Origin of the sequence: Variovorax robiniae (assembly GCF_037889955.1) — a bacterium.
Classification (GTDB): Bacteria; Pseudomonadota; Gammaproteobacteria; order Burkholderiales; family Burkholderiaceae_C; genus Variovorax; species Variovorax robiniae.
Genome location: NZ_JBBKZS010000012.1, coordinates 1 through 15,985, shown reverse-complemented (window position 1 = coordinate 15,985; position 15,985 = coordinate 1). Strand labels below are relative to the sequence as shown.

The window sequence follows — 15,985 nt, the reverse complement described above, 5'->3', positions numbered from 1 at the left end:
CCATGAAAAAACGACAAAGCGGCAATGTAGTCATCGGCCTGATCATCGGCCTCGTCATCGGGCTGGGTGTGGCCCTGGGCATCGCGGTCTACGTGACCAAGGTGCCGATCCCGTTCATGACCAAGACGCAGCGTGGCGGCGCGGAACAAGACGAGGCCGAGGCCCGCAAGAACCGCGACTGGGACCCGAACGCGCCGCTGGCCGGCAAGGCCGGTGCCAAGCCGCCCGCGCCCGCCCCGGTCGCCGTGGCGCCCACGACCGTGCCCCAGCCCGCCACGGTGGGCCCGCTCAATCCGCCGGCCACCCCGCCCGTGCCGGTGGTGGTCGCGCCCACCAAGCCGGGCGCCAAGCCAACGACGCCGGCCGAAGCCAACGCCTCGCCCTCCAACGACCCGATCGGCGACCTCGCCCGCTCGAAAACTGGCGGTGGCACGCAGGTCGCGGCTGCGGCGCCGTCTTCCGGCGCGGACCCGTTCATGTACTTCGTGCAGGCCGGCGCCTACCGCTCGACCGAGGATGCCGAGGCGCAACGTGCCAAGCTTTCGCTGATGGGCGTCGAGACCAAGGTCACCGAACGCGAGCAGGCCGGACGCACCGTCTACCGTGTGCGTGCCGGTCCCTACAGCAAGAAGGACGATGCCGATCGCCTGAAGGAACGGCTCGACAGCGGCGGCCTGGATACCGCGCTGGTCCGGGTGCAGAAGTAAGCTGCCGCACGGCTGGTGCCTGCTTCGAGCAGGCCTTTCGCTCCTCGCCGGAAGAGACTGCGGCACCGCATCGCCGGCCGCCTTGTCTTCCACGAAAGGTGGTAGGCCAAGCGGGCTAGCCGCGAAGCCTCGGAAACTAATTGAAACTTGCAGGGAGAATGGCGCACGGCCGGCGCGCGAGGAACTTCGCGTCGCATGGCAAGCTCTGTCAGCCGCACTGGAGAATTTGTTCAATGAATCGTCGTGATTTTTCGCTGGCCGCCACTTCGCTCGGCCTGCTCCCCCTGGCCAGCCCGTCGCATGCGCAGGCCCCCATGTTCGCGGCCGGCAAGGACTACATCAAGCTCGGCAAGGCCGCGCCGGTGGATTCGCCGGCCGGCAAGGTCGAGGTGGTCGAGTTCTTCTCGTACAACTGCCCGCACTGCGCCGCCTTCGAGCCGGACCTGGAGAAGTGGGTCAAGAAACTGCCGCCGCAGGTTGCTTTCCGGCGCGTGCCGGTGGCCTTCGTCGGCAACGACGTCGAGAGCAAGCAGCGCATGTACTACACGCTCGAGGCCATGGGCAAGGTCGACGAGATGCAGATGAAGATCTTCGACGCCATCCACCGCCAGCGCCAGCCGATCATGGGCGACGACGCCATCCTGGCCTGGGTCGCCAAGCAGCCGGAACTCGACGCCAAGAAATTCGGCGAGATGTTCAAGTCCTTCTCCGTCTCGGGCAAGGTCAAGCGCGCCACGCAGTTGCAGAACGAATACCAGGTCAGCGGCGTGCCCGCTTTCGGCGTGGCGGGCCGCTGGTATGTGGACGGCGAACTGGCCAAAAGCATGGAGCGCGCGCTGCAAATCACCGATTACCTGATCGGCGAAGCCCGCAAGACTTGATCGATCAAGTCATTCGTCAGAAATATCGACCTCTGACACTGGGCCTTTCGTCAAGGTCGCGTCAGCCTGCCGCATACAATGGGCGCAGCAAGTTTCGTGCCTTTATGACCACGCGCTCATTCCTCCTCACCCCGCTTCGATCCGCATGCAAGGCAACCCTCGGTCTGCTCACCCTGGCGGCCGTTGCGGGCGCGCCGCTGGCACACGCTGAAAAGGCCGATCGCGCCAAGCCGATGAACATCGAGTCCGACTCGATGCGCTACGACGACCTGAAGCAGACCAGCGTGTTCACCGGCGCCGTGGTCGTCACCAAGGGCACCATCATCATCCGCGGCGCGCGCATCGACGTGCGGCAGGACCCTGAGGGCTACCAGTACGGCGTGGTCACCGCCGCACCCGGCAAGCTGGCCTACTACAAGCAGAAGCGCGACGCGCCCGGCGGCGACGAGTGGATCGAGGGCGAATCCGACCGCATCGAGTACGACAGCCGCGCCGACAACGTCAAGTTCATCGGCCATGCCGTGATGCGGCGCCTGATCGGCAGCAAGGTCAACGACGAAAGCAGCGGCCCGCTGATCGTCTACGACCAGAGCAACGACACCTTCACAGTCAACGGCTCCACCGTGCCGCCGGACGCTGCCGTGTCGACCGGCACGCAAGGTGCGCGGGTGCGTGCGGTGCTCACGCCGCGTCCGCCGGCCAACGCAGTGCCGGGCAGCCCCAGGGCCGGCTCCGCGCCTCCGCCGCCCGCGCCGGCCCCTGGCGCCGGCCTGCGCTCCACCACCACGCTCGGTGGGGAAGCGCGTCCGTGATGCGCAACGACAACGCCTTGATCGACACCGGCGGCGAGCCTTTGCTCGGGTCCGGTGGCGGCGCCGTCGCGGGTATCGCCGGGAACGGCAGCCGCCTGGAAGCGCGCGGCCTGCAGAAGTCCTACGGCAGCCGCATGGTGGTCAAGGACGTGTCGCTGGGCGTGCAGAAGGGCGAAGTGGTCGGCCTGCTCGGTCCCAACGGCGCCGGTAAGACCACGTCCTTCTACATGATCGTGGGCCTGGTCCGGGCCGATGCCGGCGACATCACCATCGACGGCGAGCCGATCGCGCACATGCCGATCCACCGCCGCGCGCGCATGGGGCTGAGCTACCTGCCGCAGGAGGCCTCGATCTTCCGCAAGCTGACGGTCGAGCAGAACGTGCGCGCCGTGCTGGAGCTGCAATTCGAGACCAATGCCAAGGGCAAGCGCGTGCCGCTGACCGAAGGCCGGATCGCGCAGCGCCTCACCGAATTGCTGACCGACCTGCGCGTCGAACATCTGCGTGATTCCCCGGCACTGTCACTGTCGGGCGGAGAACGCAGGCGCGTGGAAATCGCGCGGGCGCTGGCCACCCAGCCGCGCTTCATCCTGCTGGACGAGCCCTTCGCGGGGATCGACCCGATCGCCGTGATCGAGATCCAGCGGATCATCAGCTTCCTGAAGGGGCGCGGCATCGGCGTGCTCATCACGGACCACAACGTGCGGGAGACGCTGGGCATCTGCGATCACGCTTTCATCATCAGCGACGGGCAAGTGCTGGCACAAGGCACGCCTTCGGAGATCGTCGACAACGCGGAGGTACGCAGGGTGTATCTCGGCGAGCATTTCAGAATGTAGGGGCCTCGGCATGAAGCAAGGCCTGTCGCTGCGCGTATCGCAGCACCTGGCACTGACGCCCCAATTGCAGCAGTCGATCCGGCTGTTGCAGCTGTCGACGCTGGAACTGAGCCAGGAAGTCGAGCAGATGCTCGACGACAACCCGTTCCTGGAACGTACCGCGGAAGAGGCCGTGCGCGAGGAGTTCGGCCTCGAGGCTGCGGACACGCCGCCGCCGCGGGACGACGACTTCGCGACCGTGCCAGCCGCCAACGGCGCCGACGGCCCCGCCACGAGCGCCGCTTCGAACGATGCGGATGCCGCCACCGCCGATGCGACCGCCGACGGCGTCTCCGACGGCGAGCCCGACTGGGGCGGCGACGGCACCGTCGACATGGTGCCCGACGACAGCGAATGGGGCGGCGACGCCCCCGCGCGTGCCAACAACCTGAACGGCGACGAGCGCGCCGACGCCACCGAACTGGCGCGCAGCCAGGAGTCGCTGCAGGCCTTCCTGCACCGCCAGGCCCTGGGCCTGCGCCTCGACGATACCGACCGCGCCGCGCTGAGCTTCCTGATCGAGTCGCTCAACGACGACGGCTACCTGGAGGACTCGCTGCCTGCGCTGGCCTCGGGCCTGGCCGGCAGCGACAACGACGAGTTCGATGAACTTGTGCACCGCTTCCAGATGGCGCTGGGCCTGCTGCAGAGCCTGGAGCCGGTCGGCGTGGGTGCGCGCGACCTCGGCGAATGCCTGGCGATCCAGCTGCGCGCGCTGGCCGATGAGGATGAATCCGAGGACGAGGAGCAGGTGCGCAAGGTCGCCATCGCGATCTGCAAGCTGCCGATGGACCTGCTGGCCCGCCGCGACTTCAAGCGCCTGGCCACGCTGACCAAGAGCAACGAAGAACTGGTGCGCGGCGCGATGCAGCTCATCGCGCGGCTGGAGCCCAAGCCGGGCCGGCGCTTTGTCGACGTCGAGCGCAACGTGGTCGTGCCGGACGTGATCGTCTCCCGCACCGGCCGCGGCGCCTCGCTCAAGTTCCGCGTGATGCTCAACCCGGACGTGATGCCGCGCCTGCGCGTGCACGACATCTACGCCGGCGCGCTGAAGGCGCACAAGGGCGAGGGCAGCCAGGCGCTGTCGCAGCGGCTGCAGGAGGCGCGCTGGTTCATCAAGAACATCCAGCAGCGATTCGACACGATCCTGCGCGTATCCAACGCCATCGTCGAGCGGCAGAAGAACTTCTTCGTGCATGGCGAACTGGCCATGCGGCCGCTGGTGCTGCGCGAGATCGCCGACGAGCTGGGCCTGCATGAATCGACCATCAGCCGCGTGACGACCGCCAAGTACATGGCGACGCCCTACGGCACGGTGGAGCTCAAGTACTTCTTCGGCTCTGCGCTGGGCACGGAGACGGGCGGCAATGCGTCGAGCACGGCGGTGCGGGCGCTGATCAAGCAGTTCGTGACCAGCGAGAACATCAAGAAGCCGCTGTCGGACAGCCAGATCTCGGACATGCTCAAGGAGCAGGGGATCGAGTGCGCGCGCCGGACGGTGGCGAAGTACCGCGAGGCGCTGCGGATCGCGCCGGCGAATTTGCGCAAGGCGCTGTAGCGCTGCGTTCGTTCCGGGAAGCACGGCCCCCGCTCGGGCGCAGCCGCTGCACGATGGTTGCACGATCAGGGCGCGTGCCGCCTGCGCAATGGCCGTCCGCCGCGGCCGATCAAGACCCGACCGGCACCTGACCCGCATCCGCCCCCTCGTGTTCGCGCATGGGCGGATTGGCCTCGCATTTCCGCGATTTCCGGCATCTGGACAGCGTGGTGAGGCTGGTGAGTGAAGTAATCCACACTCCCGGTGAGTTAATGCTTCGATCAGCGCCGCCAGCGCCCCAGACTGTCAATCAATTGCAAAACTTAAGGTTACAATAAGTAACCATCTTTACAGCATTAGCCACGGTTTTCACCAGTCGGTTCTTGATTTCCTGAAGTTCGCCTTTTCGACCGACCCGTATGAATTTTCGTGCTGCGATTGCTGTAGTTTCTTGCCTGCTCGGAAGCTTCCTGCCGATCGAAACTGTTCGTGCGCAGGCCCTGGAAGTGCTGGTGCGAAGCGCACTCGATTCCAACCCCAAGGTCCTGGCGGCACGCTCCACGGCCCGCGCCTCGAATTTCGAGGTAACCCAGGCGCAGGCGGCCTGGTCTCCACGGGTGGACCTCGTTGCCGATCCGGGCCGTAGCACTGGGGTGACGGGTTCGGGCTCGGTCCAGTCCGGTGACATCGGCCTTCGAGGAAGCCAGCTGCTGTACGACGGCGGCAAGTCCGATGCCGAGATCGACCGGCAGAAAGCCCGGCTGACCGCATCAGAGCAGCGCGTCATCGTCAGCGCCGAGCAGATCGGCGGCCAGATCGCCGACCTCTATCTGGAGGCACTGAAGCAATCCAAGCTCGCCAGCGTCGCCGCGGACAACGTCGCCGCCCACCAGGACCTGGTCAAGCGAGTGGAGGATATCGTCGCGGTCGACCGCGGTCGTGGCTCCGAATTGACCCAGACCCAGGCCCGCCTGGAGCAGGCAAGGATCAGCTTCCAACAGCGGCAATCTGCCTCGGTGGAGGCAAGCGCCCAGGTGGCCAACCTGGTGAGTCGGCCTGCTGTGCAGATATTGCCGGTGCGCGATGCGGCAGCGGTTGCGCCGCAGTCCGAAGCGGTTGCCGGGGTGTTGCTCAAGTCCCATCCGGCCATCCTGGCCGCCGATGCAGATGCCGCAGCCGCGTCGCAAGCTGCCAAGATCGCCGCCGCCTGGAACATGCCCCGTGTCGATCTGCAGACCAGCTTGCAGCGAGGCACCTCGTACCAGTCCGGAGGAAGCTCCAGCCCTGTCGTCGACGTGCGGCTGGCTGCCAGATGGACCGGCTACGACGGTGGTGGTTCGCAGGCGGCTGCATCGGCTGCCGCCGAACAGGCCCAGGCTGCCTTGAACAGCAGCGACGCGCTCTTGCAGGAGCTCACGTCGGAAGTGATCCGGAACCTGCAAGCCATTGCCACGCGAAAGGCGCGCATCGCGACCTGGTCGCTCCTCGTCGCCCAGTTGACTTCGGTCAAGGATGGCTACTGGGAGCAATTCAAGATCGGCCGGCGCTCGATCCTGGATCTTCTGAACGTCCAGAGCGAAATATTCCAGGCTGCCAGCAGCGCGGAAAGTGATCGCATGGAGATCGCCCAATCGCAGTACCGACTTTTGACTGCGACGGCCCAACTCAACGCATTCCTCGGTCTGACCGTCGATGTGCCAACCCGGCCATCGCGGAACTGATCTTGCAGCCTGGCCCATGAAAGAAACTTTGAACTTCGGCGTACAATCGGCTAGCGCGCGATCAACCCCGGTACTGGTGTCGCTGCGTCATCTGTTCCAACTTCTCGGACACAGCGTTTCCGAGGAATCGATGGTGGCCGGCCTGCCGGTCAGCCCGTCCGTCAATCCCCAGCAGGTCGTGCGGATCGCGCATGAACAAGGCTTCGAGGCCGTCTGGCGCACGCGGCGCATCGACGAGATCTCGCCCCTGCTGTTGCCCTGCGTGCTGATGCGCAAGAACGGCCAGTGCGCCGTGCTCGTCAGTCTTGACGAGTCCAACGTCACCGCAGTGCTCAGCGAGGTCGGTGATTCACCGGTGGTTCTGTCCAGGGCCGATCTTGAAGCCGATTTCAGCAACCAGATCCTGTTGGTCAAACCGCAGGCGATTCGCGACAAGCGCAGCGAAGTCGAGCCGCTGTTCGGCAAGGGTCACTGGTTCTGGAAGGTCATCGCGCACTTCAAGGTCTACTACGTCGAGACGGCGGTCATCGCGGCGCTTGTGAACGTGCTAGCCCTGGCCAGCACCTTCTTCACGATGAACGTCTACGACCGTGTCATCAGCAACAAGGCCTACACGACGCTGTGGACGCTGGCGATCGGCGTGATGATCGCGCTGGCCCTGGAGTACTTCCTGCGGAACCTGCGCGTCTGGCTGCTGGACAACGCCGGCAAGAAGGCGGACCTGCTGCTCGGCTCGCAGTTGTTCAAGCAGGTGCTCGCCACCCGGCTGGAGGCGCGTCCTGCGTCCGCTGGCGCCTTCGCCAACATGCTCAAGGAGTACGAGTCGCTGCGCGACTTCGCGACTTCCACCGTGCTGGTCGCGCTCAGCGACCTGCCGTTCCTTCTGATGTTCCTGGTCGTGCTGTACATCATTGCGGGGCCGCTCTTCATCGTGCCCCTGATCGCAGTGCCGGCGATCTTGATGGTGGGTGCGCTGGCGCAATTGCCCCTGTCTCGCTACATCAATGAGAACCAGCGGGAATCCAGCGTCAAGCACGGCGTGCTGATCGAGGCAATCGAAAGCGCCGAGACGCTGAAGGCCCTGCGTGCCGAAGGCATGATGCAGGCCAAGTACGAGCACTCCAGTGCCATCACGGCCATCACCGCCAACAAGAGCCGGCTGCTCTCGAACTCGGTCCTCAATTTCAACTACGTCACCTCCACGCTGTGCACCGTCGCGCAAGTGGTGTGGGGTAGCTACCTGATCGGCGAGGGCAAGTTGACGATGGGTGCGCTGATCGGCGCGGTCATGCTGACCAGCCGCGCGCTGGCGCCACTCACTGCGCTCAACGGCCTTGCAGTTCGACTGCAGCAGGCGCGCAACTCCTACAAGACGCTGTCCGGCATCATGGACAAGCCGACAGACCGCGAGAAGGGCCGCTCCTATCTGGTCAAGCCGGTCTTGAAGGGCGACCTGAGCCTGAAAGACCTCAAGTTCAGCTATGCGCCCGACTTGCAGCCCGCCGTGCGCGATGTGTCCGTGTCGTTCGCCCGGGGCGAAAAGGTCGCCATCCTGGGACGCGTGGGCAGCGGCAAGACCACGCTTCTCAAGCTGGTGGCGGGGCTGTATCTGCCGCAGGGCGGCATGGTCACCATCGACAACGTCGACGCCAAGCAGATCGATCCGGCCGACTTCCGCCGCAACGTGCTCTACGTCGGCCAGAACGCGCAGATGTTCTATGGCACGCTGCGTGAGAACCTGAAGGCAGGCAATCCCTTCGCCAGCGACGAGGACATGGTCAGTGCCGCGACCGCCATGGGCGTGCACGCGTTTGCACAGACCCATCCGCTGGGCTACGACATGGTCATCGGCGAACGCGGCGAGAACTTGTCGGGCGGCCAGCGTCAGTGCGTTGCGCTGGCGCGAGCGGTGCTGGTCAATCCGGCGGTCCTGCTGCTGGACGAACCCACCAGCGCCATGGATGCCGGCACCGAGGCACAGGCACTGAAGGCCTTGTTCGCCTATGCCGACACCCGGACGGTGGTGCTGGTCACGCACAAGCTGCAACTCCTGGAATATGTGCAGCGCGTGCTGGTGGTGGACCATGGCTTGCGCGTGGCCGACGGTCCGCGCGACTCGGTGCTGGCCGCATTGCAAGCCGGCAAGGTCATGAAGGCCGATGCCAACCCGGCGGCTGCGGGCGCTGTGCCGAAAGCACCCGCCCCGAAGCCGGTGGCTCGCCGGCACGATGAAGTGGAGGCCACCCATGGATAAGCCAAACCTCCAGCCAGTGGCCATGCGTGCCAACTCGGGGCTGGCCCTGTCGACTGGCGTCGGCAGCATCAAAGAGAGCGAGCTGGCCTATACCCGCGACATCTATCAGGCGCTCGTCACCGAGCGAAAGCATTCGGTTGCGTGGTTGCTGTTGCTGCTGGTCGTGATGATGGGGGCGCTGCTGACATGGGCTTCGCTCACGCATGTCGAGGAAATCACCCGGGGTGATGCCACCGTCATACCGTCGACGCGCGAGCAGATCATCCAGAGCCTTGAGGGCGGCATCATTTCCGAGGTCTATGTGCGCGAGGGTGCCATCGTCCAGGCCGGCCAGCCGCTTGTGCGCATCGATGCCACCAAGGCGCAGTCGTCCGTCATGGAAGGCGTCAGCAAGGCGATGGCGCTCAAGGCGACTGCTGCACGCCTTCGGTCCGAAAGCCGTGGCGTCAGCCTGGCCTTCCCCGAGGACGTCAAAGCCATCCCCGAGCTGGTCAAGAACGAAACCGACACCTATCTGGCCAAGCGTCGTGCGGTCGACGAGTCCGTGTCTGGCTTGCTGAGAAGCAAGGCCCTGGCGAATACCGAACTGCAAATGCTTCAGCCCCTGGCTGCCAAGGGGTTGGTGGCGGAGACCGAGGTGCTTCGGCTGCGCCGCAGCGTCAATGAGTTCGACGTCCAGATCGCCGAGCGGCAGAACAAGCTGCGCGCCGATTCCGCCAACGAACTGGTCAAGGTCGAGTCGGAACTGGCGCAGACCAACGAGTCCCTGGTGGCGCGGCAGGACCAATTGCGACGCACCACCCTGACCGCTCCCTTGCGAGGAACCGTCAAGAACATCCGCTTCAACACGGTGGGTGGCGTGGTGCAGCCCGCCCAGGACATCCTCGAGATCGTTCCGCTCGAAGACAAGCTGCTGGTCGAAGCCAAGATCAGGCCCGCGGACGTGGCCTTTCTTCGCCCGGGGCTCGATGCCGTGGTCAAGATCACGGCCTATGACTACGCCATCTACGGCGGCCTCAGCGCCACGCTGGAACTGATCAGCCCCGACACCTTGAAAGACGAGCAGCGCCGCGGACAACCCGATGACACGTTCTATCGCGTGGTCGTCAGGACCGACAAGGCTGAACTCGAGCGCGGCGACAAGACCTTTCCGATCATCCCGGGCATGACGGCGGTGGTCGAAATCAAGACCGGGGAAAAGTCGGTCTTGAGTTACCTGGTCAAACCCTTCAACAAGGCACGAGAAGCATTGCGCGAACGCTGACCTCACTGTCGACAGCGTAGCGGCGGCATTGCCCTTTTTTTCATCATCGCAGGCTCCCAAGAATTTATGGCGACTCCCAAGAATCCCCTTGCCCCGACGACTCCGTCAGATATCCAGGATGGGGAGGTCATTCGGTTCATGCGGGAAAGGGAGCATTCGTTGCGCGGCCGCACCCGCCCGCCCGTCCCGGCAAAGAATCTCACCGCCGTGCAGGTCGCGGAAGCTGCCAGAAAAGAGCAGGAAGATTCGGATCGCAAGAAAGCCCTGGTGGCTCAGAAAGAGGCTGCCGACGCGCCTTTGGCTGAAGGTGCGGATGCCGACGTCAAGGTGGCGGCCGTGTCGGACGGATCGGCTGCAACCGAAGAGGGCAAGGCGCTTGCGTCGACGGACGACGGGTCCGCTGCCGCCACTGCGACAGGCCAGGACAACTACCTCAATGCACTCTACGCATTGCCGCTCCTGCTTTTGGGTGCGGCAGGCGGCGGCGGTGGTGGTGGCGGCGGTGGCGCCGCATTGCCGCTCGTGCTTTCAGGCGCGGGTGGCGGCGGCACGCCGGCCAAACCGCTGTCGGCGCCCACGGTGACCTTGGCCCAGGACACTGGCACAAGTGCCTCCGATGGCATCACGTCGAATGCAGCATTGACGCTGAGCGCTGCGCCTGCGGGTGGGATCCGCTACTTTGTCGTCGACGGCGGTCAACCCTCGCTCACCTACGTCGCGCCTCTGCTGGACGGTAGCCATACCGTCCAAGTCATCGATATCGATGCAGCAGGAAACTCCAGCACCAGCACCACGTTGAGCTTCCATCTGGACCGGATGGCGCCAGGCGCCACAAGCGTGGCCTTGACCAGCGACACCGGCGTCGACGGAGACAGGATCACCAGCAACGGCGCCATCAGCGTCGGTGGCATCGAGCCGGGCGCCAAGGTGCAGTACAGCATCGATGGCGGCGCCAGCTATTCGAGCGACTTCACGCCGGTGGAGGGTGTGAACACCGTTCTGGTTCGTCAGTTGGACCTGGCCGGCAACGCGGGCGTTGCCACCCAGCTGACCTTCACCCTGGACACCCAGGCGCCTTCCGCACCTGCTGTCAGCCTTGTGAGCGACACGGGCGTCGCGGGTGACGGGATCACCCGCAACGGCCACCTGAACGTGACGGGCGTGGAGAGTGGCGCCAGGCTTCAGTTCAGCGTGGACGGTGGCACTACCTGGAGCGACAACTTCTCCGCGGTGGAGGGAAGCAACACGGTCATGGTTCGCCAGATCGATGCCGCGGGCAACATCGGCAATGCGTCGACTTCGCTTGACTTCACGCTCGACACCACGCTGGCCACCCCGACGATCGCGCTCACCAACGACACCGGCGCGAGCGCGAGCGACCGGATCACCACCGATGCGTCGCTCACGCTCAGCGAAGTACCGGCCGATGCGACCCGCACCTTCACGGTCGACGGCGGCGCGGCTTCTGCAAGCTATGAAGCCCCGACCACCTGGGGCTTGCACACGGTCGTCGTCACCGACACCGATGCCGCCGGCAACGTCCGAAGCTCCAGCCTGACCTTCACGCTGGGCATCGCGCTGCCCACGCCGACCATCGCGCTGACCAACGACACCGGCGAGAGCACGAGCGACCTGATCACCTCCGATGCGTCGCTCACGCTCAGCGAAGTACCGGCCGATGCGACCCGTACTTTCACGGTCGACGGTGGCGCGGCTTCTGCAAGCTATGTCGCCCCGACCGACGACGGCGCTCACACGGTCGTCGTCACCGATACCGACGCGGCGGGCAACGTCACGACAGCCAGCCTGACCTTCACGCTGGACACCACACTGGATACCCCGACGATCGCGCTGGCCGACGATACCGGCGCGAGCACGAGCGATCGGATCACCTCCGATGCGTCGCTCACGTTCAGCGAAGTACCGGCCGATGCGACCCGTACCTTCACGGTTGACGGTGGCGCGGCTTCTGCAAGCTATGTCGCCCCGACCAGCGACGGTTCGCACACGGTCGTCGTCACCGACACCGACGCCGCCGGCAACGTCCGGAGCACCAGCCTGACCTTCACGCTGGACCAGACGGCGACGCTGTCTTCGGCAGAGATCGCCTGCGCCAGTGACGACATGGCGCCGGTGATCGACACGGTCGCGCGGGGCGGCGTCACCAATGATTCGACAATCACGCTGGACGGTACCGTCAACGCCGACTTCGCAGCCGGCGACCAGATCATCATCTACGACGGCGCCGTCCCGATAGGTTTTGCGACCGTCAACGGCGACACCTGGACCTTCACCACCCCTGCACTCGCCACGGAAGGGCTGCACAGCTTCACCACGGCAGTCGTCGACAGTGCCGGCAATGTCGGCCCTTTGTCGGCCGAGTACAGCATCGTGCTCGACACCATCGCACCGGCCGACCCGGCAGCGCCCGTGCTCGATGCGGCCAGCGACCTGGGCTTCAGTGCCAGCGACAACCTCACGAGCGACGACACGCCCGCGATCCACGTCACGGCCACGCTCAACGACGGCGAGACGCTCTACCTGTACCAGGACGGCGTCGCGCTGGCCGTGGCGAGCTTCACCATCCCGGACGGCCAGAGCGGTCCGTACCTGCTCGACACCTGCTACACGCCGGCATCGAGCCTGGCCGACGGCAGCTACACCTTCAGCACCCAGGTCGTCGATGCGGCTGGCAATGCCAGTGCCGTCGTCGCCGGCGCGCCGGTGGTGATCGACACGGTCATCTCCACCTCGCTGGCCTGCATCACCAGCGTGACCGACGATGTCGCCCTGCAAACCGGCATCGTCCCCGACGGTGGGGCCACCAACGACAACGTCCTGCAATTGGACGGCGCCATCGATGCGCCGCTGCAGGCTGGCGAACGCGTGGCCATCTACGACGGCGGCACCTTCCTGGGCTACGCGGCGGCAGGCACGGGCGCCACCGCCTGGACCTACACCACGCCTGCGCTGGCGGGCGAGGGCACCCACAGCTTCACCGTCAACATCGTGCGCGACAGCGGCGCGCTGGGCGACTACTCGGACCCGTACTTCGTGGTGCTCGACACCATCGCGCCAGCCAACCCGGCAGCGCCGGTGCTCGATGCGGCCAGCGACCTGGGCTTCAGTGCCAGCGACAACCTCACGAGCGACGACACGCCCACGATCCACGTCACGGCCACGCTCAACGACGGCGAGACGCTCTACCTGTACCAGGACGGCGTCGCGATGGCGGTGGCGTGCTTCACCATCCCCGACGGCCAGAGCGGTCCGTACCTGCTTGAGACCTGCTACACGCCGGCAACGGGCCTGGCCGATGGCAGCTACACCTTCAGCACGCAAGTCGTCGATGCCGCCGGCAATGCCAGCGCGTTGATCCACGGCACGCCGATCGTGATCGACACGGCCATCTCGACCACGCTGGCCAGCATCACCGACGCCAGCGACGACACCGGGATCTTCACCGGCTCCGTCGGGTACCACACGACCGAGCAGCCGCCCTTCGCGCACCAGGGCGTCACCAACGACACCACACTGGCCCTCAGCGGTACGACCGATGCGCCCCTTGCGCCGGTCGAACAGGTCGCGATCTATGACGGCAGTGCTTTCCTGGGATATGCGACTGCCGGCCCGGCTTGCACCTGGACGTATGTTGCCGATTTGTCTGGCGACGGCACGCATGCCTTTACCGCCGTGGTGACCCGTGACAGCGGCGCATCAGGCGATGTATCGGACACGCTCCAGGTCGTGTTGAAAACGACGACGCCAGAAGTCAGCCTCGACTTCCACACGGGAACAGGTGGGAGCGTCATTGATGTGTCCGGCTTTGACATCCACACGTTGGTCGATGCGCAGTCCGGTACGGCCACGTTGGACAGCTTTCATTTGGCCGGCTTCAACGCCGCGGCGATCACGACGAACGAAGTGCTGGCCATCAGCGGCAACTTCACCGGCCTCGACTCGGCAGCGACCGTGGCTTCCGATGTCAACACCGAGCTCACTGCCAACGCAGGAAGTTTCACCAGCGGCGCCAATCTTGTCTTGTTGCTTCAAGACCTGGCCAACCCGGCTGAATCCAAGGTCTGGCGCTATCAGGACGGCAGCAATGGCGGCGATGCCGACGGGATGATTCAGGCGGGAGAGCTGACGCTTTTGGGTGAGATGACCTTCGCCGGCGGTAGCAGCCTGGAGTCGCTGTTGGCTGAGAACTTCAAGCTTCAGGCTTGAGTTGTTGAGAACTTATGCACGAACTGGGGTTTTTCCCAGTAATCGAACAACACCTGACGCTCGTCTGACCATAGACGCACCTGTGGAAATGGGGCATAGTGAACACTGTAGTAACAATTATTTACGTTTATTACATGTAGCGTTACGAGCAAATCCGCAGCCCCGGCAATTTCGCCGTCAACCCACCTTCCGCCTCCAGCAGCCGTCTCGCGACGAGCGTTGGGCAGTCGTCTAACAGCCCTGCCCGCGCTGCAATGCCGCGCCGCACGCCGATTCAGATCAATTAGCTTCTCTTCGATTAGATAAAAAATGGCCATCACAACCAGCATCACCTACTACTCTGACTCGTCATTGACCCGAGTCGTCACGCCAACGACCGTGCATGCTGGGGACGTGTTGTACGTCAAGGTTGTCTACACCACGACCGAAACCTGGTGGACTTCCGCAGGCACGAGTGTTCAGGCCAATGAATTCACCTTGGATGGATTCACGCTGGCTAACTTGGTCAATACGTTCAACCCAGCAAACACTGTTGATACGGTGACGTTCAAGCTAACGGCGACCGAGTCGAGTGGCACTAGTTCGTTCAGCATCAATTCGGGCGCTCTTTCGGAGACCAACCGCTTTCTCAACAGCCCGGCCGTCAGTTCCCCTGCCTTTACTGCGCGGCCAATCGACACGGTGCTCCCGCCGGTGACCATCGACGCAAAGGTGGGTCTGGGTGGCGACACGGTCGTCAGCAGCCAAGCCGGCGACAACATCATTAGCGGCACCGCCGAAATCGGCTCAGGCTACGTCACTATCACGGAAGGCTCCGCCGTGCTGGGTACGGCCTTGGTGAACGCCAGTGGCCAGTGGACCTTCACCCTGACGGGCTTGGCGCAAGGCAGCCATACCCTGACGGCATCGCAGACCGACTTGCACTCCAACACCGGCATGGCAAACATTGCCATTTCCGTGGACACCTTGGCCCCCACGGTGGCCATCACCAGCAATGTGGCCGCTGTGAAAGCTGGCCAGACCGCCCTCATCACCTTCAGCTTCTCGGAAGCCCCGACGGGCTTTACCACTAGCGACATCGCCGTATCTGGTGGTGCCGTGACAGGACTGGCGGTCACGGCAGACCCCAAGGTCTACACCGCCACCTTCACGCCAACGGCCGACCTGGCCAGCGGCAGCGCTAGCATTACCGTGGGCGCGAGCACCTACACCGATGCAGCGGGAAACAACGGCGGTGCGGGCACGACACCGACCATTGCCATCGACACCCGGGCCCCCACGGTGGCCATTACCAGCAATGTGGCCGCTGTGAAAGCTGGCCAGACCGCCCTCATCACCTTCACCTTCTCGGAAGCCCCGACGGGCTTTACCACTAGCGACATCGCCGTCTCTGGTGGTGCCGTGACAGGACTGGCGGTCACGGCAGACCCCAAGGTCTACACCGCCACCTTCACGCCCACGGCCGACCTGGCCAGCGGTAGCGCCAGCATTACCGTGGGCGCGAGCACCTACACCGATGCAGCGGGCAACAACGGCGGTGCGGGCACGACACCGACCATTGCCATTGACACCTTGGCCCCCACGGTGGCCATCACCAGCAATGTGGCCGCTGTGAAAGCTGGCCAGACCGCCCTCATCACCTTCACCTTCTCGGAAGCCCCGACGGGCTTTACCACTAGCGACATCGCCGTCTCTGGTGGTGCC

The 15,985-nt window shown here is 64.8% G+C and carries 10 protein-coding genes; all 10 read left to right on the top strand.

The features are described 5' to 3' along the window. The first annotated feature begins 2 nt into the window (after positions 1–2). A complete protein-coding gene (locus WKW79_RS23940) occupies positions 3–707 on the top strand; it encodes an SPOR domain-containing protein (RefSeq protein WP_340337717.1) in 705 nt (234 codons plus the stop codon). Positions 708–940: 233 nt separating this feature from the next. Then, positions 941–1,588, top strand: a complete 648-nt coding sequence (locus WKW79_RS23935) for a thiol:disulfide interchange protein DsbA/DsbL (RefSeq protein WP_340337716.1) — start codon at positions 941–943, stop codon at positions 1,586–1,588. Between the two features lie 104 nt (positions 1,589–1,692). Beyond that, the gene (lptA, locus tag WKW79_RS23930; protein WP_340337715.1) at positions 1,693–2,400 is read left to right on the top strand and encodes a lipopolysaccharide transport periplasmic protein LptA; all 708 of its coding nucleotides are present in this window, start codon (positions 1,693–1,695) and stop codon (positions 2,398–2,400) included. Then, a complete protein-coding gene (lptB, locus tag WKW79_RS23925; protein WP_340337714.1) occupies positions 2,400–3,239 on the top strand; it encodes an LPS export ABC transporter ATP-binding protein in 840 nt (279 codons plus the stop codon). The genes lptA and lptB overlap by 1 nt, the downstream gene beginning before the upstream one ends. 10 nt (positions 3,240–3,249) lie before the next feature. Next, entirely contained in the window at positions 3,250–4,836 is a 1,587-nt protein-coding gene (gene rpoN / locus WKW79_RS23920; protein WP_340337713.1) for an RNA polymerase factor sigma-54, read from the top strand. A gap of 398 nt (positions 4,837–5,234) precedes the next feature. Next, positions 5,235–6,536: a TolC family protein gene (locus tag WKW79_RS23915; protein ID WP_340337712.1), complete on the top strand. Its 1,302-nt coding sequence runs from the start codon at positions 5,235–5,237 to the stop codon at positions 6,534–6,536. Positions 6,537–6,552: 16 nt separating this feature from the next. Further along, positions 6,553–8,790, top strand: coding sequence for a type I secretion system permease/ATPase (locus WKW79_RS23910; protein ID WP_340337711.1), 2,238 nt, complete (start codon positions 6,553–6,555; stop codon positions 8,788–8,790). Next, a complete protein-coding gene (locus tag WKW79_RS23905; RefSeq protein WP_340337710.1) occupies positions 8,783–10,054 on the top strand; it encodes an HlyD family type I secretion periplasmic adaptor subunit in 1,272 nt (423 codons plus the stop codon). The genes WKW79_RS23910 and WKW79_RS23905 overlap by 8 nt, the downstream gene beginning before the upstream one ends. 267 nt (positions 10,055–10,321) lie before the next feature. Further along, entirely contained in the window at positions 10,322–14,281 is a 3,960-nt protein-coding gene (locus tag WKW79_RS23900) for a beta strand repeat-containing protein (RefSeq protein WP_340337709.1), read from the top strand. Between the two features lie 309 nt (positions 14,282–14,590). Then, positions 14,591–15,985: Ig-like domain-containing protein (locus WKW79_RS23895; protein WP_340337708.1), on the top strand; the 1,395-nt coding region annotated here is incomplete at its 3' end.

Coding starts and splice junctions, on each gene's coding strand:
- WKW79_RS23910 (WP_340337711.1), top strand. CDS start 6,553: ATGAAAGAAACTTTGAACTTCGGCGTACAATCGGCTAGCGCGCGATCA.
- rpoN (WP_340337713.1), top strand. CDS start 3,250: ATGAAGCAAGGCCTGTCGCTGCGCGTATCGCAGCACCTGGCACTGACG.
- WKW79_RS23940 (WP_340337717.1), top strand. CDS start 3: ATGAAAAAACGACAAAGCGGCAATGTAGTCATCGGCCTGATCATCGGC.
- lptB (WP_340337714.1), top strand. CDS start 2,400: ATGCGCAACGACAACGCCTTGATCGACACCGGCGGCGAGCCTTTGCTC.
- lptA (WP_340337715.1), top strand. CDS start 1,693: ATGACCACGCGCTCATTCCTCCTCACCCCGCTTCGATCCGCATGCAAG.
- WKW79_RS23935 (WP_340337716.1), top strand. CDS start 941: ATGAATCGTCGTGATTTTTCGCTGGCCGCCACTTCGCTCGGCCTGCTC.
- WKW79_RS23905 (WP_340337710.1), top strand. CDS start 8,783: ATGGATAAGCCAAACCTCCAGCCAGTGGCCATGCGTGCCAACTCGGGG.
- WKW79_RS23915 (WP_340337712.1), top strand. CDS start 5,235: ATGAATTTTCGTGCTGCGATTGCTGTAGTTTCTTGCCTGCTCGGAAGC.